The organism is Pseudomonas trivialis (assembly GCF_001439805.1).
Taxonomy (GTDB): domain Bacteria; phylum Pseudomonadota; class Gammaproteobacteria; order Pseudomonadales; family Pseudomonadaceae; genus Aquipseudomonas; species Aquipseudomonas trivialis.
Window position 1 is genome coordinate 20,783 of record NZ_JYLK01000026.1, and the last position, 22,666, is coordinate 43,448.

Here is a 22,666-nt window from a genome sequence, read left to right on the forward strand (position 1 = left end):
TTCGGGCTCTGAATTTTTTATAGGACATTTCCACATGCGCATGCGCTGGCTTGCAGTTCCCGTGTTGATGGCGGCTTTTGGCGGGGTGGCGATGGCTGCCGAATGCCCACCACTGCTCGAAGGGCAACTGCCCAAGTTGCGTGCGAAAGAATCCATCGACCTGTGCCAGCGCTTTGCCGGTAAACCGCTGGTGATCGTCAATACCGCGAGCTTCTGCGGGTTCGCGCCGCAATTCAAAGGTCTCGAAGCCTTGTACCAACGCTACAAGGATCAGGGGCTGGAAGTGATCGGCGTGCCGTCCGATGACTTCAAGCAGGAAGCCAAGACCGGCGAGGAGACCGCCAAGGTCTGCTATGTGAATTACGGCGTCACGTTCACCATGATCGAGCCGCAGCCGGTCAGGGGCGCAGACGCGGTGCACCTGTTCAAGGTGCTGGCGCAGCAAAGCAACGCGCCCAAATGGAATTTCTACAAGTACGTGGTGGACCGCCAGGGCAACGTCATCGCCGACTTTTCCAGCCTCACCAAGCCCGACAGCCCTGAGCTGATCGAGGCGGTGGAAAAGGCAATCGCCTCCAAACCCTGATCGGCGCCCATTGAAAAGCCCCGCCTCCCTTGCAGGAGAGCGGGGCTTTTTTTATACCGCTGTGAATCAGAAGCGGTAGGTCATGCCCAGGCCGAAACCATTGGCACTGTTTTCATACTTGGCGTTGTAGCTGGCCAATTGGTTGGAGCGTGCAACCTTGACGTCCTCTTCCTTCAGGTAGGAGTAGGCCACGTCGACGGTCATGTTCGGCATCACTTCGTAGCCCAGGCCCAGGCTGAAGATGGTGCGGTCGCCGGTCGGGATGCGCGGCGAGCGATCCGTGTTGTTGGTCGGCGATTGGTCGAACGTCAGGCCGGTACGCAGTACCACCTGTTTGGTCAACTGGTACGAAGTACCCAAGGCGTAGGCCCAGGTATCGTGCCAGTTCTGGTCTTCCTTGATGGTGCTCACCAGGGCTGGCGCCAGTGCGCCGCCGGTAGCGCCGCTCACGCCCTTGTTTTCGACGGTGATGTCTTTCAGACGGCTCCAGCGGGTCCAGGTCGCGCCCGCGTAGAGTTTCCACGCGTCGGTCAGGTCCTGGGTGACCGACAGGTCGTAGGACTCAGGGGTGTCGATCTTCAGCGACGCATCGTAGCGATTGCTGCGCAGGAACGGCGAGGTCGCGGTGGGCGCGGTGACTTCAGTGTGGCCATCGAGCTTGTAGCTGACCTTGGAGTGATAGGTCAGGCCAACACGGGTGGTGTCGGTGGCTTGAACCAGCACGCCGACGTTGAAGCCCAGTGCGGTGTCGTCACCCTTGATCTTGATATTGGTGTCCGGCGCGGCAGGGTTCAGCGTCAGGTCCGATTCCAGGGTGCCGGCGATGCGGTTGATGGTCGGGCCAAAACCTACGGAAACGCGATCATTGAAGGCGTAGCTGACGGTAGGCTGCAAAGTGATGACTTTTACTTCGCTTTTGCTGCCAAAGCCACGGCCCTGGAAGCCGCTTTCGTAATCGGTCACCAGACCGAACGGTGCATAGACACCGAAGCCGACGGCCCATTGATCGTTGAGTTTATTGGTGTAGAAACCGAAAGGAACGCCAGTGAAAGGCACCATATCGCCTTTGTTGCTGCCGCGGGAGCGGCCACTCACGTCGCTGATGTCGGTGGAGGCGTCGATGGCTGCAGCGCCACCCGTGACCTGCTGGCCTTGCAGGCGCGCCATGCCGGCAGGGTTGCCGTAGACAGTGCTTGCATCATCGGCAGAAGAGGAACGACCCGCGAAACCCGTCCCCATCCCGCTGACGCTCTGTTCGTTCAGCGCGAAACCGCTGGCGAACAGTTGGGAAGAAGCCATGGCAACGGCGAAGCTAAGTGTGGTCTTGAGCATTACTTTTTTCATTATTAGAACTCCGTGGTGATCACCGTTGCGGAAAGTATCAATAAATTTAACATCGCGCTATAGGCTGTAATGCAGGAGATAGAGGGGTTTTGTAGGACAATCCGACCATAATTCCCGTTATTTGACGAATCTTGCAAATTGCCCGGTCGGCGGGCCTCATGATTCATGGGTGAAACACAGGTTTGGCGGGCTTCATCCATTTGTGCGGCCCATTTGAAGATGGAATATTTATTTTTAGTGGTTTGCTGTTTGATGGATCACGAGAGGATCGACGAAGCCTGAGCGGGGAGGGCTTGGCAGCAATGAATCGAAGCTCAGGCTCGCCGAAAGCGGATCAAGCCGCTCAAGTTGAAGTGTAGTGTGATATTCGTGATGTAAAAGGCTGTTTTTAAAACATCTTCTTTATTCAGTTATAACGGTTATATCTATTTGAGCTGAGGGCGAAATCGCTGAGTAGAAATCGCAGGCAATAAAAAACCCTGTTTTTCAAACAGGGTTTTTGCGTTTCAGCGACTCGGGTCGATCAGGCAACCAGTGCCTGACGGGTACGCTCGATCACGGCCTGCAGCGGTTCTGCGCTGGAGTATTGATCGGGATACAGGCGTTCGCTGTGACGCGCGATGCCGTGTTCGTTGACCAGGGTGAAGCTGAAGCAGCCTTTGCGAGCGGCCATGATCAGGCAGTTCATTGGGGCAAAAGCGTTGGTGAGGGTGCGGATGGCATCCTGAGTGTGGATTTGAGCGTTCATATTATGGGTGTTCCTACAAATGACACGGTTTAAGAACCGTGCAACGTTAAAACGTTCCAGTAACGTTGATCACCATTGATCAAACGAAGAACCTGACTGGAACAAAGCCGCCAGTTTGAAGCGCTGATAATAAGGCGCGCTTGGGCTGGCAGGTAGGTACTTAGGAGGGCAGGCAACACAACAAGGGCAAAGGTTCTGGGCCCGGGGTGAAGATCCTGATCAATCTGCAGGTTGGTTCGGTCAGAGTATGGAAACTTCGCGACACCCTTTGCTTGTTCAAAGGCCGTGTCGTCGCAAGCGATACCTGGAAACCATCGAGGTGGTCGATCCCGCGTTGTTCAGGGGATTTGCTCGACCAGAATTGACTTTCAGCTTGGTACTAACGCCGCGGATAGTAATGGATCGAAACACGAAAGGAAAGCGCGTTGGCAAAAAAAATTCATTCAGCCGCCAAGCAATCCTCGATACACCAGCACCGTAATCGCCGCCGCCAGCGAGCAGCCCAGCGCGTAGGTGGCCAGGGTCAGTCGCAGTGACTGGCCTGTTTCGACCACCTTCATCACATCCCCCATGTCATTGATCCGGCCCTCACCCAACTCGATGCACAGGCTCACTGCCGTAAACGCGGCAGACACCAGGATAGCAATGGCGAACAGTGCACCGTCGGGGGAGGGCAACGCCGCATTGATGCCCAGAGATGTCGCGCAGATGGCCAATAACAACACGGCGAATAACAGCATTCCTTTCATGTATCCCTATCCCGATGCGCTGCAAGGTGGGGCAGTGTGGCGAGCGGAACGGCCTTTGAAAAGGCCCGGCTTTGCACCTTCGGTAACATTTGCGCCGGTTGACGAATCAAAAAACCACGCTCATAGCGCCGAATGATTGCCACTTGTGCACATTGGTTGCAGCGTGTGTCTTGCCGCCGTTACTTGCACTCCGGCGCTGCCATTTGCCTGCAATGAAAATTTAAGTCAATGAAAAACATCGCTTTTTTTTATTGGTGAAAAAATCGTCAGTTTGACTGCGGCCCCCGTTCCATGGGGCTTTGCGCAAGTTAAAGCACGGTTGTCCACTGAGTTATCCACAGCTTCTGTGGATTGTCCCAAGCGCTTGCTCTAGCACGGGCGTGCAGGTTTATTTCAGCTTTACCTGAACGAAAAAAAGAGTAGAGTGGCGCGCCTTCCGATCTGTCCCACAGTGCTTTATGAAGTTTCGCTCAGTATCATCTTCTGTTACCGATACCTCCCAGGCTGTTACCACACCCAAGCGTTTCTCCCTGAAAGTCGCCTTGTGGCTGCTCGATAGCCCCCGCCTGGGGCATCACACCAACGTCAAGCATTTTGCCGGGCGTTTGCTCAAGCAGCCGGCCCGTGAAGGTGTCGTCGTCGCGCAGAGTCGCCTGGGTCAACTCATGTGCCGTGAGTGCGGGAATGCCCGCGACCGTCGTATCGGCCACGACCTGCTGCGCCTGGCAGCCCGCGCCGGCGATCGCCGTGCCCTGCGCGAATTGGGCCAGGTCGAAGACTGAGCTGTCCTCCTGCCCTGCGCTTGGTTAACCTTGGTCTTTTTCGGTGACGGCAAACATGGCTATGGCTTTTGACTGGACCAGCCTCGCGCTGGGCCTCGCGGGCGCTGCGGTGCCGTTAGTGGCGCTGTGTTGGCAGCTTCAGCGGCGCCTGACTGCACGCACCACCGGCTGGGAACTGCTCGAAGAACGACTGGCCACCGCGCAACTGGCCCAGGAAGGGCTCGCTGCTCAACTGGACGCCAGCCGCGATGAGATCAGCGACTTGAGCCACGCCAACGCGGCCAAGCAGGCGGATCTGGCGGCCCTGCGTCGCGAGGTCGAACTGCTGCAGATCGACCGCGACAATGCCCGCGACGCCGCCCACGCCTGGAACCTCGACCGCACTGCCAAGGAAACCGAACTGCGCCGCCTGGACGCCTTGGCGGCCGCCTTGCGCGCTGAACTGCGCGAGCAGCAGGACAGCCACCAGCAACGCCTCACCGACCTGCAAGGTTCGCGGGATGAACTGCGCGCGCAATTCGCCGAGCTGGCCGGGAAGATCTTCGATGAACGTGAACAGCGTTTCGCCGAAACCAGCCACGAACGCCTTGGTCAGCTGCTCGATCCGCTCAAGGAACGCATCCAGTCCTTCGAAAAGCGCGTTGAAGAAAGCTACCAGAATGAAGCCCGTGAACGTTTCTCCCTGGCCAAGGAACTTGAACGCCTGCAGCAGTTGAACCTGCGCCTGTCGGACGAAGCCACCAACCTGACCCGCGCCCTCAAGGGCCAGAAAACCCAGGGCAACTGGGGCGAGTTGATCCTTGAGCGCGTGCTGGAGCATGCAGGCCTGGAGAAAGGCCGCGAGTACCAGACACAAGTCAGCCTCAAGGGGCCGGACGGCGAGCGTTTTCAGCCGGACGTGCTGATCATGTTGCCCGGCGACAAGCAGGTGGTGGTGGACTCCAAGGTCAGTCTGACCGCCTATCAGCAGTATGTGGCAGCGGATGACGAGGTGATCGGCCAGGCGGCGTTGAAGCAGCACGTGCTGTCCCTGCGCAATCACGTCAAAGGCTTGGCCGGCAAGGATTACAAGCGTCTGGAAGGCTTGCACAGTCTGGATTTCGTGCTGCTCTTCGTACCCATTGAGGCGGCTTTTTCGGCAGCCTTGCAGGCCGAGCCCAACCTGTTCCAGGAAGCGTTCGACCGCCATATCGTGATCGTCAGCCCCACCACCTTGCTCGCCACCCTGCGGGTGATCGACAGCCTGTGGAAGCAGGAGCGTCAAAGCCAGAACGCGCGGGAGATCGCCGAACGCGCCGGTTGGCTGTACGACAAGTTCGTGTTGTTTATTCAGGACCTGGATGAAGTGGGCAACCGCCTGCAGCAGTTGGATAAGGCTTACAGCGCAGCGCGTAACAAGCTTACGGATGGACGCGGAAATCTGGTCAGCCGCACCGAGCAATTAAGGCTGCTCGGTGCCCGCGCCAGCAAAAGCCTGCCGGCCGATTTGCTCGAACGCGCGATGACCGACTCTGATGGCGTGGCGCACGTTCCCGAATAAAAACGCAGCACCCTCCCACATTTTGACCGAGTGAAGCAGGCTTACAGCGGCAGGTGCCGGCTTAACAGCGCCCGCAGCGCTGCAGGTTTTACCGGCTTGGCCAGGTAATCCAACCCCGCGGCATGCACCTCGGCCACTGTCTCTGCACGGCCATCGGCGCTGATCACCACGCCGGGAATGGGCTCGGCCAGCTGCGCACGCAACCAACCCATCAGCCCGGTGCCGGTTTCGCCGTGGTCCAGGTGATAGTCCACCAGCACCAGTTGCGGACGCACGCCGTCGGCAAGCAAGACGGCGCATTGCGCCTGATCGGCGGCGGTCCATACTTCGCAGCCCCACCGGGTCAGCAGGCTGCGCATACCGATCAGGATGCTGTCTTCGTTGTCCACGCACAGCACGCGTGCGCCGCTCAGCGGTTGGCCGGTTTCCAGCGGCGCCTTGAGCGGCGGGCTGGCTTGATTGCGCGCCAGTGGCACGTGCACGCTGAACACGCTGCCTTTGCCCGGCCAGGAGCGCACGCTCAGGCGGTGGCCCAGCACCCGGCACAAGCCATCGGCAATCGCCAGACCCAGGCCCAGGCCTTTCTCGGCGCGGGTCTGGTGGCTGTCCAGGCGCTTGAACTCCTCGAAGATGACCTTCTGTTTGTCCAGCGCAATGCCTGGGCCACGGTCCCACACCTCCAGGCACAATTCCCCACGACGCCGGCGTACGCCCAGCAGCACCGGGCCTTCGGCATAACGGAATGCGTTGGTCAGAAAATTCTGCAAAACCCGCCGCAGCAACTTGATGTCACTGTCGACACGCAAACGGCTGCCGCGCAGACGAAAGCGCAGGCCTTGCTCCTGGGCCAGCGCCTTGAACTCGGCGCCGAGGGCGTCGAACAGTTCGTTCAGCACAAACGGCTGACGCTGCGGATTGATCTTGCCGTTTTCCAGGCGCGAGATATCCAGCAAGTCGCTGATGAGGTCTTCAGCCGAACGCAGCGAGCTGTCCAGGTGCTGCACCAGTTGCCGGGCTTCGCTCGACAGGCCGTCGTGCTGATGGGAGAGGGCGGCAGAGAACAGGCGTGCGGCGTTCAAAGGCTGCATCAGGTCATGGCTCACCGCCGCGAGAAAGCGGGTTTTCGACTGGCTGGCGGACTCGGCCACGCCCTTGGCGTCGGTGAGTGCCAGGTTGAGCTGCGACAGTTCATGGGTGCGCTCGGTCACCCGTTGTTCCAGGCCTTCATTAGCCTCGGTGAGTGCCTGCTCCGCTTCGCGGAACGCGGTGATGTCGGTGAAACTCATGACAAAGCCGCCGCCCGGCATCGGATTGCCGATCAGCTCGATGACCCGGCCATTGGGAAACAGGCGCTCGGAGGTGTGCGCGCGGCCCTGGCGCATCCAGTGCAGGCGTCGCGCCACATGCACCTCGGCCTCGCCCGGCCCGCACAGGCCGCGTTCGGCGTTGTAGCGAATGATGTCGGCAATCGGCCGGCCCACGCTGATCAGCCCGTCCGGGTAATTGAACAGCTCCAGGTAACGACGATTCCACGCCACCAACTTGAGGGACTGGTCGACCACGCTGATGCCCTGGGTGATGTTTTCGATGGCGCCTTGCAACAGCGCGCGGTTGAACTGCAGCACTTCCGAGGCTTCGTCGGCGATTCGGACGACGTCCTCAAGCTGCATTTCCCGACCTTCAATGGCCGCTTTTACTACCGCTCGCGTCGACGAGGCGCCGAGTACCCCGGCCAGCAGGCGTTCGGTGTGGGCGATCCAGTCATTGTCGGCATTCTGGTTGGGGTTGAAGCCCTTGCCCTGGCGATAGGCGAAGCGGATGAAGCTCTGCTGCGCGCGTTCCTCACCGACAAAGCGCGCCGCCAGGCTGAGCAGGTCGCTGATCTGCACCGACAGCATCGAGCGGGCGCCGGCACGCTGGCTGGTCTCCTGGCCGATAAAGCGGCCAGCCTGCCAATGCTCGGAAACCCGAGTGCGCGACAGCATCGACACCCACACGAACAGGGTGAAGTTGCCCGCCAGGGAAAACACCGTGCCGAGGGTCAGCGAGGTGACGGACAACCCCAGCGGGTGCGAATGCAGCCAGGTCATGCCGGGAAAAATGCTGAAGGACCAGCCGAGACTTTTCGCGGTCACCGGTAGGACCAGGGTGTAGAACCACAGGAACGTGCCCGCCGCGAGGCCTGCGAACACGCCACGGCGATTGGCCTGCTTCCAGTACAGCGCGCCGAGCATGGCGGGGGCCAGCTGGGTCACGGCGGCAAAGGCGATCTGACCGATGGTGGCCAGGCTGGCGGTGGAGCCCAGCAGCCGGTAGCTGACATAGGCCAGCAGCAGGATGATCACAATGCTGACCCGGCGCACCGAGAGCATCCAGTGGCGGAACACTTCGAACGGCCGCTCGGCGCTGGAACGGCGCAGCAGCCAGGGTAGCAGCATGTCGTTGGAGACCATGGTCGACAGCGCGATGCTGGCCACGATCACCATGCCGGTGGCGGCCGAGGCGCCGCCGATAAACGCCAATACCGCCAGTGCCGGATGAGCCTCGGCCAGGGGCAGGCTGATCACGTAGGAGTCGGGCAGCACCGAGCCGGGCAGCAGCATCTTGCCGCCCAGGGCAATCGGCACCACAAACAGTGCGGCGAGGATCAGGTACGCCGGAAACACCCACTTGGCCAGGCGCAGGTCCTGTGGGTCAATGTTCTCGACCACCGTGACGTGAAACTGCCGGGGCAGGCAAATGATTGCCATCATTGCGACGCCGGTCTGCACCACCATCGACGGCCAATTGATAGTCTCCTTCCAGTATTCCTCCAGCCGGGGCGCGAGCATGGCCTGGCTGAACAGGTCGTCGAAACCGTCGTACAGGCCGTAGGTCACAAATGCGCCAACCGCGAGAAATGCGAACAGCTTGACCAGCGACTCGAATGCAATCGCCAGCACCATCCCTCGGTGGTGTTCGGTGGCGTCGAGGTTGCGGGTGCCGAAGACGATGGTGAACAGCGCCAGCACCAGTGAAACCACCAGCGCGGTGTCCTGGGCGCGGGTGCCGGTGGTGTCGGCGCCAGAGCCGATCAACAGGTTGACGCCGAGCACGATGCCTTTGAGTTGCAGCGCGATATACGGCAGCACGCCGACCAGGCAGATCAACGCAACCACCACAGCGAGCGACTGGGATTTGCCATAGCGGGCGGCGATGAAGTCGGCAATGGAGGTGATGTTTTCCTGCTTGCTGATCAGCACCATCTTTTGCAGCACCCAGGGTGCCAGTACCAGTAACAGCACCGGGCCCAGGTAGATCGGGATGAATGCCCACAGTTGTTCGGCGGCCTGACCGACGGCGCCGAAGAACGTCCAGCTGGTGCAATACACCGCCAGTGACAGGCTGTAGACCCAGGCGCGCACGCGCGGGGGCAACGGCGCGCGGCGGCGGTCCCCGTAGAAGGCGATGGCAAACATAATGGCCATATAGGCCAGGGCAACGGCGGCGATCAGCCCGCTGGACAGCGTCATGTTAACTCCGAGCACAGGAACACCCGGGCAGACCCGGCCCGGCGGGACAGTCTCGCATGATGCGGGGGGTTAGTCAGTGTCGACCAAGGTCGCCCCCTCGATCATCCCGGTGGCAGGGTTTTCTGACGCAGGATGAAGACGGTCACCAGCACGGCGCTGGTCAGCATGAACCCGCGCGCCCAGGGCGAGGGCACCAGGTAGCAGGACACGCCGATGCTCAGCCACATCAGGCCGATGGCGTAGACCTTGCCCTTGAGCGGGATGCCATCGCCGTCCAGATAGCCTCGAATCCACGGGCCCAGTTGCGGGTGTTCCACCAGCCAGTGGTAGAAGCGCGGAGAACTGCGTGCAAAACAGGCGGCGGCGAGAAGGAGGAAGGGCGTGGTGGGCAGCACCGGCAGGAAAATGCCGATCACTCCCAGCGCCACGCTGAGCCAGCCGATGGCCAGCAGCGTATAGCGCAGGAGTGGCGAGCGATTGCCCATGGGTGTCACGGGCAAACCACTCAGTGGTGGCGAGGCTTGAGAATCGCCGGTTTTTCGTCGGGCGCGTTGCACAGCAGGTAAAGCGCGGTCAGGGCTTCCGGAATCTGTACGATCATGTCGTCCATCAGGTTGGCGTCGGCGGCGATATCGGAGAATTCAGCTTCTTCCTCGAACAGACCCGAACCGACCATGATCGGCAGGAGCATCTCGCTGACTTCTTCTTCAGCCGATTCGAACCAGGCGGCTTCACGCAGGAACACGCCTTCCATGAAACCGATGCACCAGCCGCGCAGGTCGGAGTCATCCGGATCTTCGCCCAGGTCCAGCTCGCACGGCAGCTCGAATTCCTCGTCAGAGGCCAGTTGGCGACCGATGTGTGCCTTGAGGGCCAGCAGGGTGGATTCGATTTCCTCGCGGTGGGCGTCGTCGGTGTAGCGAGGTTCTTCAGCGAACAGTGCGTCGATCCATTCACGGTCGGGGACGACTTCGGCGCAGATCGACAGGGCGGTCAGGTAGCCGTGGGCGGCCACGTAGTCCAGCGCCTCGTCATGCAGCTCATCGGCGTCGAGGAAGGCTTGCAGGCGGGTTAGTTGCTCAGCGAAGGACATTGAAGGACTACCTTGGGAATAAACGATGCTGAATTCTAGGCTTTCTTGAGCGCCCAGGCCAGCCGCACTGCATATTTGCCAGGTTTTAGCGAGAGAGGTCTATTCGTCAGTCGCGCCCTTTGCCGGATGGCGCTCGGGTATACTGCCGCGTTTTGTGATGCCCCATGCAGGCTGGGCGGCAGCGCGGGAAAACTTCGCTTACGGATTATTTTTCGTGCCAGCACCGTTTTTCGGCCAGCCTGTACAGAGGGATTTCGGCACCATTTTGGAGTTTTACATGCTCGAGCAGGCTCAACGCGTCCTCAAGGACATCTTCGGCTACGACAGTTTTCGTGGCCGCCAGGGTGCGATCATTGAGCGCGTGGCCAACGGTGGTGATGCCCTGGTATTGATGCCCACCGGTGGCGGTAAATCCTTGTGCTTCCAGGTGCCGGCCTTGCTGCGCAACGGCCTGGCGGTAGTGGTTTCGCCGTTGATCGCGTTGATGGACGATCAGGTAGCCACCCTGGAAGAACTCGGTGTCGCTGCCGCCTCCCTGAATTCCACCCTCAGCGCCGAGCAGCAGCGCGACCTGGCCGCACGCATCAAGCGCGGCGAAGTGAAAATGCTTTATCTGGCCCCCGAGCGCCTGGTGCAGCCGCGCATGCTGGCGTTCCTGCAGAGCCTGGAAATCGCCCTGTTCGCCATCGACGAAGCTCACTGTGTGTCGCAATGGGGGCATGATTTTCGTCGCGAGTATTTGCAGTTGGGCCAGTTGGCCGAGCTGTTTCCCGACGTGCCGCGTATCGCCCTGACCGCCACCGCCGACAAGCGTACCCGCGAGGAAATCGTCGAGCGCCTGCATCTGCAGAACGCCGAGCGCTTCCTGTCGAGTTTCGACCGACCGAATATCTTCTACCGCATCGTGCCCAAGGAGCAGCCGCGCAAGCAGTTGCTGGCGTTCCTGTCCGAGCGGCGCAGCGATGCCGGCATTGTCTATTGCCTGTCGCGAAAAAAGGTCGACGAAGTGGCCGCGTTCCTCTGCGAGCAGGGCTATCCGGCGCTGCCGTACCACGCGGGCCTGCCCAATGAGACACGCTCGGCCCACCAGAAGCGCTTCCTCAACGAGGAAGGTCTGATCATGGTGGCAACCATTGCGTTCGGCATGGGCATCGACAAATCCAACGTGCGCTTCGTCGCCCACATGGACCTGCCCAAATCCCTCGAGGCTTACTATCAGGAAACCGGTCGCGCCGGCCGCGATGGCCTGCCGGCGGATGCCTGGATGGTCTACGGGCTGCAGGACGTGGTGATGCTCAAGCAGATGCTGCAGAACTCCGAAGGCGACGAGCGTCACAAGCGCCTTGAGCAGCACAAGCTCGACGCCATGCTGTCGCTGTGCGAAGAGACTCGCTGCCGCCGCCAGACCTTGCTCGCCTACTTCGACGAAGACATGCCCGAGCCCTGCGGCCATTGCGACAACTGCACCGATGGCGTCCAGACCTGGGACGCCACCGAGCCGGCGCGTCAGGCGTTGTCGACCATCTATCGCACCGGCCAGCGCTACGGCGTGGGCCACCTGGTGGATGTGCTACTGGGCAAGGACAACGAGAAAGTGCGTAGCTTCGGCCATGAAAAACTCTCGGTCTACGGCGTCGGCAAGGCCCGGGCCGAGGGCGAATGGCGTTCGTTGTTCCGGCAGATGGTCGCGCGCAACCTGGTGGACATCGACATCGAAGGCTACGGCGGCCTGCGCCTTAACGACAGTTGCCGGCCGCTGCTCAAGGGCGAAGTGACCCTGGAACTGCGCCGCGACCTCAAGCCCCAGACCACCGCGAAAAGCAGCAGCACCAGCCCGGCCAGTCAGTTGGTGCGCGGTGAAGAGCGCGAGCAGTGGGAAGCCTTGCGCACCCTGCGCCGCAAACTGGCGCAGGAACACAGCGTGCCGCCTTACGTCATCTTCCCCGACTCCACCCTGCTGGAGATGCTGCGCGAGCAGCCCACCACCATGGCAGAGATGGGCAGAGTCAGCGGCGTGGGCGCGCGCAAGCTGGAGCGCTACGGCCAGGCCTTCCTCGAAGTGCTGGGCGGGCAGGCCGAAGCGCCGAAGGAAGTCGCCGATATCCGCCACGAACTGATCAGCCTGGCGCGGGCCGGCATGACGCCGATCCAGATCGCCGGCCAACTGCAATGCTCGGAAAAAAACGTCTACACCTTGCTCGCTGAATCCATTGGCAAGCAGCAATTGTCACTTGAGCAGGCCCTTGATTTGCCGGAGGATCTGCTCGGCGAAATTCAGGACGCTTTCCTTGACGGAGAGGGAGAACTGCCACCCGTTGCCCAGATCGAACCGCTGTTCACCGGGCGTGTGCCGGAAGGCGTCCTGTACTGCGTACGGGCGGCCTTGCAGTCTGAATTCGAGATTTAATGGGCCGTTTGCGACAATGTAACGAATCAGTACATAGCCACTATTGCCTATGGGCATGGCTCATGCTTAGCTGACTAATAATTAGCCAAACTTTATTTTCAGTCTAAAACACGAGTTTTTTATGCCGTTAACCGATCAACACCGATTTGGCATGCAATTGGCGCAAATGTCTCGAGGTTGGCGCGCCGAGCTGGACCGCCGTCTCGCAGGGCTGGGCTTGTCCCAGGCGCGCTGGCTGGTGCTGCTGCACCTGGCGCGTTTCGAAGACGCGCCGACTCAGCGGGAGCTGGCGCAGAGCGTTGGTGTGGAAGGGCCGACCCTTGCGCGGTTGCTCGACAGCCTCGAAGGGCAGGGGTTGGTGCAGCGCCAGGCCGTGGTGGAGGATCGCCGGGCCAAGCGGATTTTATTGTGCGATACGGCCCGGCCGTTGATTGATCAGATTGAGACGATTGCGACTGCCTTGCGCCATGAGTTGTTTGTAGGGGTGGATGAGGCGGATTTGAAAGTGTGCATGCGGGTGCATGGGCATATTTTGCAAAATTTGGAGAAGTCTTGATTAAGTGAGTGCCATGGGGTTGGTGGGGGGTATATCCGTTATTTGGGTAATGGCTACTGGCGGTTCCGCTCTTGCAGCGGGTCACTTTTTGAAGAGCGTAAAAAGTGACCCAAAACGCTTCGCCCCAACTGCGTTCGGCCAGCGTGTTTAACGGGGCGCCTCAGATCAAGATCAAGAGCGCGGCGGCCTTATGGCCGACCGGAATTGGCTGCCGAACGCTTTACAAACTGTGGGAGGGAGCAAGCCCCCTCCCACATTTGGATCTCCATTTGTCTGATGGACATCACGCTGCTTTTGATCTGCTTGGCTTTTGATCTTAGGCGCCCCGTTAACCACGCTGGGTGAGGCTGCGAGTGGTGGGGCAACGGATATATATCCCACCCAACCCCCCCTTAAAACGTCTGCCCCAAATTCAAATAAACCGCCTTCTGCCGCTCATCATTAAACCCATAACTGAAATTCAACGGTCCCAGCGGCGTATCAAACCCCAAAAACACACTCGCAGCATTGATATACCCGCTGTCGAACTCGTTATCATTGTTCCACGCCCGTCCCCGCTCCAGAGAAGCCCCCAGGTACAGCGGGAAATCCAGCGGCAGGTATGAGCGCGGCGTCAACCGGCGATAGTAAACCGCCCGCATCAGGCTGATGTTCTGCCCCGAAATCGCATCCTGACGAAACCCCGACAACTGCCGCGCGCCGCCCAGCAGAAAGCTGGAAACCACTACCTCCGAGTTGTCCAGCGTGCGCCCGTAACGGCCCCCCAGCACCAGCGTGTCCGGGCCATGGCTCATGGCCTTGTCCAGCTTGAACTCCCATTGCCGGTAGCGCTGGTCGGAGCCCAGTCCCGGTTCGAATTCGCGGAACGCCAGGCCGATATCTTCGCCCGTGTGGGGGAAGTAAACGTTGTCCAGAGAATCGAAGGAGTATTTGAGTTCATAGAAGCCTTCGCTGAAGCTCGCGCTCGGCAGGTCGCGTTCGCCGATGCGCACGTCCGCCTTGCCCCAGGCCTCACCGACGCCGAAGCGAATCTCGCCGCTGTTGCCGATCTGCCGCCCGACATTCAGGCCAAACCCATAGCGCTCCACGCGGTATTCGGCAATTGGGTCGTTGTCCAGCACCAGTTCGACGTTTTGCGCCCTGGCGGTTAGATAGGGCGCAACGAAGTAACGCGAGCCGGCGTCCATCGGTTGGTAGAACTCGCTGTACAACTCCTGCCGATCACCGATCTGCACACGCGTCAGCCATTCGGCGCCGAGGCGGTTGATGCCGTTGACGCGGTAACTGGCGCCCAGGTTGAAGGCACTGTCGCCGCGCATGTCGTCCGACAGGTTCAGGCCCAGCCGCAGGTAGTCGGTACCGCTGCGCTTGCCCCGTGCGCTGATCACCAGGGTGTTGTCGCGGCCTTTTTTCACCACGCGGTATTGCACCTGTTCGAAGTAATCCAGGCCATACAGGGTGCCCATGTCCGATTGCAGGCGGCCCAGATTGAGGGGCTCGCCCAGGGGTTGGCGGATGTAGTAGCGGATCACGTCGTCGCTGACTTTCGAGTCGTTCTCCACGTTGATGGCGGTAATCACTGGTGTGCGCTCGCCAGGGGCTCGCGCGGCCACCAGCTCGGCATCGATCTGTTCGGCGGGGCGCAGGTGGGCCAGGCGCTGGTCGAGTGCGCGGGTGGCACGGTAGCCGGCGTCGATCATGTCCCTGGCGCGGCCGAAGTCAGTGACGCCATAGGCACTCAGCGGCGGCTGGATCAGCACGTCCTTGGGATGCAGGGCCTTGAGTTGTTCTTCGGAGTTGCGCCGGGTCATCAGGGTGATGGACTGGTTGAGTACATCTACCACCGTAGCCAGTTGCTTGCGCGAGCGTAGCGGCGTGCCGATGTCGACCACGATGGCAATGTCGACGCCCATCTCACGCGCTACATCCACGGGAATGTTATCGGTCATGCCGCCGTCCACCAGCAATCGGCCGTCCAGTTCCACCGGGGCGAACACGGCAGGGATCGACATGCTGGCGCGAATCACCTGGGGCAGGTGGCCCTTGCTGAACACCACTTTTTCGCCCGTGGTGATGTCGGTGGCCACCGCCCGAAACGGGATAGGCAGTTTGTCGAAATTACGCGTGTTGCTGCTGTGGGCGAACATGCTCTCCAGCAGCAGTGCGAGGTTCTGGCCCTGGATCACGCCCAGCGGCAGGCCGAGGCTGCCGTCGTCGCGAAAGCTGAGTTTCTGCTTGACCAGGAAATCCCGGTCATCCTGCTTGCGCCGAAACGGAACGTCTTCGCGCGGTGGCGCATCGGACAGGGCCTGCTGCCAGTCGATGCCCAGCGCGAGTTTTTCCAGTTCGTCGATCTTGTAGCCCGACGCATACAACCCGCCAATCACTGCGCCCATGCTGGTGCCGGCGATGGCATCGATGTGGATGCCCTGTTCCTCCAGCGCCTTGAGCACGCCGATGTGGGCCAGGCCACGCGCGGCGCCGCCGGACAGCACCAGACCGATTTTCGGGCGTGGCGGTTCAACGGCATCGGCAAGAAGGGGGAACAGGCACAGGAACAGGCAGGACAACAGGCGGCGCATCATGAATCTCAAGGCTGGGCGATAATGGCCGGTATTATAGCCACTCGATCCGCTGAGGCCGTTACGCCAGGAGCCTGTCAAATTATGTCCGTGAACAAACCCGAGATCGTCATCACCTACTGCACCCAGTGCCAGTGGCTGCTTCGCGCGGCGTGGCTGGCGCAGGAACTGTTAAGCACCTTTGCCGAGGATCTGGCCCGGGTCGCGCTGGAACCTGCGACCGGCGGCGCATTTCGGATTACCTGCGACGGCGTGCAACTGTGGGAGCGCAAGGCCGACGGCGGCTTTCCCGAAGCCAAGGTGCTCAAGCAACGGGTGCGCGACCAGATCGACCCGCAGCGTGATCTGGGCCACAACGACCGTACCGCGTAGGGATCAACTCGCCCCAGCCGGTTGTTTGGCCTGAGCGGCACTGCCCATCAGACCGGACAGCACAATGGCGACGATGATCAGCGCGCCGCCCATTAGCATGCGCAGGGTCGGGGTCTCGGCGAACAGCAGCCAGGCCACGGTAATGCCATAGACCGGCTCCATGGCGAACACCACCGACGCGGTGCGTGCCTTGATCACTGCCAGGCTGGCGACAAACAGGCTATGGGCCAGGCCCGTGCAGAACACCCCGAGCAGGCCGATCCACAACCAGTCAATCGCACGCACCTGCGCCAGCCCCGGTGCCGCCACGGGCAACAGGCATACCGCGACCACCACGTTCTGGCACAACGCCGCCTGCACCGCCGGAATTCGCCCGGAACCGGCGCGGTTGTTCAGCGACAGCAACGAGAACAGCAACCCCGAGACAATCCCCCACAACAGGCCGCCGGTGGCTTCGCTGGCCAGATTGAAGTCCGGCGTCACCAGCACCAGGCCGACCGTGACCAGCGCCACCAGCAGCACTTCATTGGCGCGGATGCGTTCGCGAAAGATCAGCCCTTCAAGGATCACGGTAAACGCCGGGAACGCAGTGAACCCCAGGGTGGCAACCGCCACGCCGGCGACTTTTACTGCAATAAAGAACGTCACCCAATGCGCTGCCAGCAGTACGCCGCTGACTACCAGTCGGCGCCAGTCACGCCTGTGCAGTGGCTTCCAGGGAGCATTGCTGGCGAACCGGGCAAATACCGCCAGCGCCAGCACGGCAAACGCGGCGCGACCAAACACGATGATGGCGGGGGAGGCGGCCGCCAATTTGCCGAATACGCCGGTGAGGCCAAACATCAGTGCGCCGATATGCAGGGCGCCGAGGGCTGAGCGGGGAGTCATTGCAATCCTTGAATCAACGAGCGGACAGAAGCGCAGTCTAGAGGGTTGCGCAGGCCGGCGTCTGTCGTCCGCGCTGCGATTTTTATTGCGTGACTATTCCTACAATGCACGGGGCCGCGGGATGAGCGAAACGGGAACACTGTCATCAGACTGACGCACCCTTGTCATGGGCTATTAATCGCCAGAGCGCAAGCTCGCGAAAACACCGCCGAGGCAAGCCCATGACCAGTGCAGAGTCCATCAAGCCCAGCCGCAAGCAAAGGGTGCGTACCCTGTGGATTTCCGACGTGCACCTGGGCACCCGGGATTGCCAGGCTGAACACCTGTCGCAATTTCTCAAGGGTTACCACGCCGACAAGGTGTACCTGGTGGGCGACATCATCGACGGCTGGAAAATGCGCGGCGGCATGTATTGGCCTCAAGCCCATACCAACGTGATCCGCCGCCTGCTGACCATGGCCAAGCGTGGCACCGAAGTGATCTATGTCACCGGTAACCATGACGAATTCCTGCGCCGCTACTCCAAGCTGATCCTGGGCAATATCCAACTGGTGGACGAAGCGGTGCACGTCACTGCCGATGGTCGTCACCTGCTGGTGATTCACGGTGACCAGTTTGACGTGATCACCCGCTATCACCGCTGGCTGGCGTTTCTTGGCGACTCGGCCTACGAATTTACCCTCACCTTGAACCGCTGGCTCAACCATTGGCGGGCGCGCTATGGCTATGGCTATTGGTCGCTGTCGGCGTATTTGAAGCACAAGGTGAAGACCGCAGTGAGTTTTATCAGCGATTTCGAAGAAGCCATCGCCCACGAAGTGACCAAGCGCGAGCTGCACGGGGTGGTGTGCGGGCATATTCATCATGCGGAGATTCGCAAGGTGGGCGAGGTGGATTACCTCAACTGCGGGGACTGGGTGGAGTCCTGCACCGCGCTGATCGAGCACTGGGATGGGCAGATCGAGCTGTATCGCCTGGCGGATGCGCAGGCGAAAGAAGCGCAGCTCAAGGCCGAAATGGTCGCGGGCTGAAGGTGTGGGAGGGAGCAAGACCCTCCCTCCTTTAGTAGTTGGGTGACACGTCGGCGATGGCCTGGGCCAGGCTGTTCAGGCGTGTTGCGTCAATGCCTGCAACGTTGGCCCGTCCCGAACTCACCATGTAAACACTGTGTTTTTCTCGCAGTTGCTTGACCTGCTCGGCACTCAGGCCGGTGTAGGAAAACATTCCGCGCTGCGTCCCGATATGCGCAAACCGTTCAGCCAACCCGTGGGGGGCCAAAGCGTCCACCAGTCCGGCACGCAATTGGGCGATGCGCGCGCGCATGGCTTCGACCTCGCCGCTCCACAGGGCGCGCAGTTCAACGTCGCCGAGGATGGTTGCGACCACTGCGGCGCCATGATCCGGCGGTGTCGACCACAGGTTGCGCGCGGTATTGGCCAATTGGCTGCGCACATCCGTCAGCTTCTCGGCATCGGCCGCACACACAATCAGCGCGCCCACGCGGTCGCTGTAGAGGCCGAAGTTCTTCGAGCACGAGCTGGTCACCAGCACTTCGGGCAGCTCGGCGGCAAACAAGCGCACGGCCCAGGCGTCCTGTTCCAGGCCGTCGCCAAAGCCCTGGTAGGCGAAGTCGATCAGCGGCAGCAACCGGCGCTCGCGCACAATCTGCAGCACCTGGCGCCAGTCATCCTGGGACAGGTCGAAGCCGGTCGGGTTGTGGCAGCAGGCGTGAAGCAGCACCACGTCGCCCTCCGGCACCGTGGTCAGCGTCGCCAGCATTGCCGCCACGTCCAGGCGATTGTCAGCCCCCACGTAGGGGTAATGGCTGACCTTGAGCCCGGCCCTGGCGAAGATGCTTTCGTGGATCGGCCAGGTCGGGTCGCTCAGCCAGACACCACGGCCAGGCAAACTCTGGGCGATAAAGTCGGCGCTCAGGCGCAGGGCACCGGTGCCGCCCGGGGTTTGGGTGGCGCCGGCGCGGCGTTCACCGAGCACCGTAGAATCGGCGCCCAGTACCAGTTCGCAAAGCAGGGTGCCGAAGGCCGCATTGCCGTGACCGCCGATGTAGGTCTTGGTGGTCTGCGTGTCCACCAGGCGCTGCTCGGCGAGTTTCACCGCATGGGGAATCGGCGTCAGGCCCTGATCGTCCTTGTACACGCCCACGCCGAGGTCGAACTTGTGTGGGTTGGCGTCCTGGGCGTACAGCTCCATCAGGCCCAGGATCGGGTCGCCGGGCACGCGGCCAATGGCATCGAAATGCATCACTTGCGGCCCTCGGCGCCGGTGGCCACTTCGTCGGTGCGCGCGGCCATGATGAAGTCGTTGCGGTGCAGGCCCTTGATCGAGTGGCTCCACCAGGTCACGGTGACCTTGCCCCATTCAGTGAGCAGGCCAGGGTGATGGCCCTCGGCTTCGGCGATTTCACCCACGGCATTGGTGAAGGCCAGGGCGAACTTGAAGTTCTTGAACAGGAATACCTTTTCCAACTGCATCACGCCGTCGCGCACTTCGATGTTCCAGTCGGGGATCTGCTTGAGCAGTACCGGCAACTCTTCATCGCTGACTTGCGGGGCGTCGGCGCGGCAGGCTTCACAGTGGGCTTGGTTCAACGTGGTCATGGTGGTGTCCTGAATTCGAAAGGTGAAGGTCAGTGGCGTCACCCTAAAGCAACGCGCGGCCAGGGAACAGACTCACCTGGCGTCAAAATGCACGGTTCACGCAGCCTTGGGTTTGGGGGGGAACTTGGGCGCATGCAAACCCAACTGCATGCCGCGCTCGACCATGCCCATGATGTCTTCCTGCGCCACGTCGAACAGGCGCTTGAGCTCAGGCAGGACGAAATACAGCGGTTGCAGGATATCGATGCGATAGGGCGTGCGCATGGCTTCCAGTGGGTCGAAGGCTTGATGTTCGGGCTGCGCAGACAGGCTGTACACCGTCTCCCTGGGCGACGACAGAATACCGCCACCGTAGATGCGCAGACCGGCCGGTGTGTCCACCAGGCCGAACTCGATGGTCATCCAGTACAGCCGCGCCAGGTACACCCGTTGCTCCTTGGTGGCCGCCAGGCCGAGCTTGCCGTAGGTGTGGGTAAATTCAGCGAACCAGGGATTGGTCAGCAGCGGGCAGTGACCGAAGATCTCGTGGAAAATATCCGGCTCTTGCAGGTAGTCCAGTTCCTCGCGGGTGCGAATAAAAGTCGCCACCGGAAACTGCTTGCTGGCGAGCAGCTCGAAAAAGGTCTGGAAGGGGATCAGCGCCGGGACCCGGGCCACTTGCCAGCCGGTGGTGTCGGCCAGCACTTGATTGATTTCGTCCAGTTGCGGGATGCGGTCCAGTGGCAGGGCCAGCTTGTCGATACCGTCCAGGTATTCCTGGCAGGCGCGCCCCTCGATCACCTTCAGTTGGCGCGTGATCAGGGTGTTCCACACCGCGTGTTCTTCCGGCGAATACTGGATAAACCCTTGCGCATCGGGCTCGCGGGCCACGTATTGCGTCTGCTTCATACGGCTCTCCTGCTGGGCGTTCATTATTGTTATGTCCTGCGATACCGGTATTGATACGCCCTACGGGGCAGGATTCCATCCGCTTCACAGCGTCTGTTGCAGAAAAAGCCTCTGCAGTTCGTAAAGAATTCGTTACGTATCTGCGCTCGTCACGGCATTGGGCTGGGAAAAGGACACTGGCTGTAACATAATCTTGACGATAATCTGCGCTCAGCGACAAAAACACGCGGCGCCTTCCCACTCTTCGGGTGTCTTCATGCGTATTAAAGTGCATTGCCAGAACCGCATTGGCATCCTGCGGGACATTCTCAACCTGCTGGTGGAGTACGGCGTCAACGTCGCCAAGGGCGAGGTTGGCGGTGAGCATGGCAACGCCATTTACCTGTACTGCCCGAACCTGGTGAACATGCAGTTCCAGGCCTTGCGCCCGCAGTTCGAGGCAATTGGCGGGGTGTTCGGCGTGAAGCGGGTAGGGCTGATGCCCAGCGAGCGCCGGCACATGGAACTCAACGCCCTGCTGGGTGCCCTGGAGTTTCCGGTGCTGTCGATCGATATGGGCGGCTCCATCGTCGCCGCCAACCGTTCGGCCGCGCAGTTGCTCGGGGTGCGGGTGGACGAGGTGCCGGGAATTCCGCTGTCGCGCTACGCCGAGGATTTCGACTTGCCGGAACTGGTGCGCGCCAGCAAGTCGCGCATCAATGGCTTGCGGGTCAAGGTCAAGGGCGACGTGTTCCTGGCCGATATCGCGCCGTTGCAATCGTCCGAGCACGACGACAGCGAAGCCATGGCCGGTGCCGTACTGACCCTGCACCGCGCCGACCGCGTCGGTGAGCGTATCTATAACGTGCGCAAGCAGGAGTTGCGCGGCTTCGACAGCATTTTCCAGAGCTCGCGGGTCATGGCCGCCGTGGTCCGTGAGGCGCGGCGCATGGCGCCGCTGGATGCGCCGCTATTGATAGAAGGTGAAACCGGCACCGGCAAGGAGTTGCTGGCCCGCGCCTGTCACCTGGCCAGCCCGCGTGGGCAATCACCGTTGATGGCGCTCAACTGCGCGGGGTTGCCGGAGTCGATGGCCGAGACGGAACTGTTCGGCTACGGCCCCGGTGCGTTTGAAGGGGCTCGCGCCGAGGGCAAGCTTGGGTTGTTGGAACTGACGGCGGGCGGAACCTTGTTTCTTGATGGGGTGGGGGAAATGAGCGCGCGGTTGCAGGTAAAACTGCTGCGGTTTCTGCAGGACGGGTGCTTTCGTCGGGTGGGCAGCGATGAAGAGGTGTACCTGGATGTGCGGGTGATTTGCGCGACCCAGGTGGATTTGTCAGAACTCTGCGCGCGGGGGGAGTTTCGTCAGGATTTGTATCACCGGCTGAATGTGCTGTCGTTGCATATCCCGCCGTTGCGCGAGTGCCTGGATGGCTTGGCGCCGTTGGTGGAGCACTTTCTCGACCAGGCCAGCCGGCAGATCGGCTGCCCCCTGCCAACACTGGCACCGGCGGCCATGGACCGGCTTGCTCATTACCATTGGCCGGGGAATGTGCGGCAACTGGAGAATGTATTGTTTCAGGCGGTTTCGTTGTGTGAGGGCGGGGTGGTCAAGGTGGAGCATATTCGACTGCCGGATTACGGGGTGCGTCAGCCGCTGGGAGACTTTTCGCTGGAAGGGGGGTTGGAGGCGATTGTCGGGCGGTTTGAGAAGGCGGTGTTGGAGGCGTTGTACGTGGAGCATTCCAGCAGTCGGCAGCTAGGGAAGCGGTTGGGGGTTTCGCATACGACTATTGCTAATAAATTGCGCGATTATGGGGTGGTGAAGGGGGCTTGAGTGCGTCTGGGGGTGGGTACATATCAGGGGGTCAGCTCCCCATAAGCTGACTGACACTGGGACTGTCATAAATTTTGTGTTCGGGCATAACATGTTGATAGAGGTGCATGTATGCCGACCAAAAAGAAACCTGGCCGTGAGGCCCCGCGAGACCTTCCATCCATTCCCCAAGAGCTGATCGACCA

General features: G+C 61.0%; 19 protein-coding genes. 8 read left to right on the top strand and 11 right to left on the bottom strand.

The annotated features are described in order from the left end of the window. The first annotated feature begins 34 nt into the window (after nucleotides 1–34). Nucleotides 35–586, top strand: coding sequence for a glutathione peroxidase (locus tag TU79_RS24190; RefSeq protein ID WP_057010349.1), 552 nt, complete (start codon nucleotides 35–37; stop codon nucleotides 584–586). Between the two features lie 66 nt (nucleotides 587–652). On the opposite strand, the gene TU79_RS24195 is transcribed toward TU79_RS24190, so the two are convergent. From TU79_RS24195 to TU79_RS24205, 3 genes are all read right to left on the bottom strand, one after another. Next, nucleotides 653–1,930: an OmpP1/FadL family transporter gene (locus TU79_RS24195; protein ID WP_057010350.1), complete on the bottom strand. Its 1,278-nt coding sequence runs from the start codon at nucleotides 1,928–1,930 to the stop codon at nucleotides 653–655. A gap of 523 nt (nucleotides 1,931–2,453) precedes the next feature. Then, nucleotides 2,454–2,678 (bottom strand): hypothetical protein, encoded by a 225-nt coding sequence (locus tag TU79_RS24200; protein ID WP_003175353.1) that lies wholly within the window; start codon nucleotides 2,676–2,678, stop codon nucleotides 2,454–2,456. Between the two features lie 443 nt (nucleotides 2,679–3,121). After that, the gene (locus TU79_RS24205) at nucleotides 3,122–3,427 is read right to left on the bottom strand and encodes a hypothetical protein (RefSeq protein ID WP_057010351.1); all 306 of its coding nucleotides are present in this window, start codon (nucleotides 3,425–3,427) and stop codon (nucleotides 3,122–3,124) included. 458 nt (nucleotides 3,428–3,885) lie between these two features. Between TU79_RS24205 and TU79_RS24210 the strand changes: the two genes are divergently transcribed. Together TU79_RS24210 and TU79_RS24215 are read left to right on the top strand one after the other, a co-directional pair. Next, complete coding sequence (locus TU79_RS24210; RefSeq protein ID WP_057010352.1) at nucleotides 3,886–4,209, top strand: SEL1-like repeat protein; 324 nt, start codon at nucleotides 3,886–3,888, stop codon at nucleotides 4,207–4,209. Between the two features lie 175 nt (nucleotides 4,210–4,384). Next, nucleotides 4,385–5,749, top strand: coding sequence for a DNA recombination protein RmuC (locus tag TU79_RS24215; RefSeq protein WP_169793819.1), 1,365 nt, complete (start codon nucleotides 4,385–4,387; stop codon nucleotides 5,747–5,749). A 41-nt stretch (nucleotides 5,750–5,790) separates the two neighbouring features. Here TU79_RS24215 and TU79_RS24220 read toward each other — a convergent pair whose 3' ends face one another. The 3 genes from TU79_RS24220 to TU79_RS24230 all read right to left on the bottom strand — a co-directional run bounded on the left by TU79_RS24220 (nucleotide 5,791) and on the right by TU79_RS24230 (nucleotide 10,354). Beyond that, complete coding sequence (locus TU79_RS24220; protein ID WP_057010354.1) at nucleotides 5,791–9,261, bottom strand: hybrid sensor histidine kinase/response regulator; 3,471 nt, start codon at nucleotides 9,259–9,261, stop codon at nucleotides 5,791–5,793. Between the two features lie 101 nt (nucleotides 9,262–9,362). Beyond that, the gene (locus TU79_RS24225) at nucleotides 9,363–9,746 is read right to left on the bottom strand and encodes a YbaN family protein (RefSeq protein ID WP_057010355.1); all 384 of its coding nucleotides are present in this window, start codon (nucleotides 9,744–9,746) and stop codon (nucleotides 9,363–9,365) included. A 20-nt stretch (nucleotides 9,747–9,766) separates the two neighbouring features. Then, nucleotides 9,767–10,354 (bottom strand): UPF0149 family protein, encoded by a 588-nt coding sequence (locus TU79_RS24230; RefSeq protein WP_003238779.1) that lies wholly within the window; start codon nucleotides 10,352–10,354, stop codon nucleotides 9,767–9,769. Nucleotides 10,355–10,631: 277 nt separating this feature from the next. Between TU79_RS24230 and recQ the strand changes: the two genes are divergently transcribed. Together recQ and TU79_RS24240 are read left to right on the top strand one after the other, a co-directional pair. After that, nucleotides 10,632–12,761, top strand: a complete 2,130-nt coding sequence (gene recQ, locus TU79_RS24235) for a DNA helicase RecQ (RefSeq protein WP_057010356.1) — start codon at nucleotides 10,632–10,634, stop codon at nucleotides 12,759–12,761. Nucleotides 12,762–12,882: 121 nt separating this feature from the next. Beyond that, the gene (locus TU79_RS24240; RefSeq protein WP_057010357.1) at nucleotides 12,883–13,317 is read left to right on the top strand and encodes a MarR family transcriptional regulator; all 435 of its coding nucleotides are present in this window, start codon (nucleotides 12,883–12,885) and stop codon (nucleotides 13,315–13,317) included. 392 nt (nucleotides 13,318–13,709) lie between these two features. Here TU79_RS24240 and TU79_RS24245 read toward each other — a convergent pair whose 3' ends face one another. Continuing rightward, nucleotides 13,710–15,899 (bottom strand): patatin-like phospholipase family protein, encoded by a 2,190-nt coding sequence (locus tag TU79_RS24245; protein ID WP_057010358.1) that lies wholly within the window; start codon nucleotides 15,897–15,899, stop codon nucleotides 13,710–13,712. Nucleotides 15,900–15,983: 84 nt separating this feature from the next. Between TU79_RS24245 and TU79_RS24250 the strand changes: the two genes are divergently transcribed. Further along, on the top strand, nucleotides 15,984–16,271 hold the full coding sequence (locus tag TU79_RS24250) for an Rdx family protein (RefSeq protein WP_057010359.1): 288 nt from the start codon (nucleotides 15,984–15,986) through the stop codon (nucleotides 16,269–16,271). A gap of 3 nt (nucleotides 16,272–16,274) precedes the next feature. Here TU79_RS24250 and TU79_RS24255 read toward each other — a convergent pair whose 3' ends face one another. After that, nucleotides 16,275–17,159, bottom strand: a complete 885-nt coding sequence (locus TU79_RS24255; RefSeq protein WP_057010360.1) for a DMT family transporter — start codon at nucleotides 17,157–17,159, stop codon at nucleotides 16,275–16,277. A 221-nt stretch (nucleotides 17,160–17,380) separates the two neighbouring features. Here TU79_RS24255 and TU79_RS24260 point away from each other — a divergent pair, with 221 nt between their 5' ends. Then, nucleotides 17,381–18,190, top strand: a complete 810-nt coding sequence (locus tag TU79_RS24260) for a UDP-2,3-diacylglucosamine diphosphatase (protein ID WP_057010361.1) — start codon at nucleotides 17,381–17,383, stop codon at nucleotides 18,188–18,190. A 31-nt stretch (nucleotides 18,191–18,221) separates the two neighbouring features. Here TU79_RS24260 and TU79_RS24265 read toward each other — a convergent pair whose 3' ends face one another. The 3 genes from TU79_RS24265 to phhA all read right to left on the bottom strand — a co-directional run bounded on the left by TU79_RS24265 (nucleotide 18,222) and on the right by phhA (nucleotide 20,665). Continuing rightward, nucleotides 18,222–19,421: an amino acid aminotransferase gene (locus tag TU79_RS24265; RefSeq protein ID WP_057010362.1), complete on the bottom strand. Its 1,200-nt coding sequence runs from the start codon at nucleotides 19,419–19,421 to the stop codon at nucleotides 18,222–18,224. Beyond that, nucleotides 19,421–19,777 carry a 4a-hydroxytetrahydrobiopterin dehydratase gene (locus TU79_RS24270; protein WP_003238764.1) on the bottom strand — a complete coding sequence of 119 codons (357 nt, stop codon included), beginning with the start codon at nucleotides 19,775–19,777 and terminating at the stop codon, nucleotides 19,421–19,423. The genes TU79_RS24265 and TU79_RS24270 overlap by 1 nt, the downstream gene beginning before the upstream one ends. A 96-nt stretch (nucleotides 19,778–19,873) precedes the next feature. After that, entirely contained in the window at nucleotides 19,874–20,665 is a 792-nt protein-coding gene (gene phhA, locus TU79_RS24275; protein WP_057010363.1) for a phenylalanine 4-monooxygenase, read from the bottom strand. A gap of 256 nt (nucleotides 20,666–20,921) precedes the next feature. Between phhA and TU79_RS24280 the strand changes: the two genes are divergently transcribed. Then, the gene (locus TU79_RS24280; protein ID WP_057010364.1) at nucleotides 20,922–22,481 is read left to right on the top strand and encodes a sigma-54-dependent transcriptional regulator; all 1,560 of its coding nucleotides are present in this window, start codon (nucleotides 20,922–20,924) and stop codon (nucleotides 22,479–22,481) included. The last annotated feature ends 185 nt before the right edge of the window (nucleotides 22,482–22,666 follow it).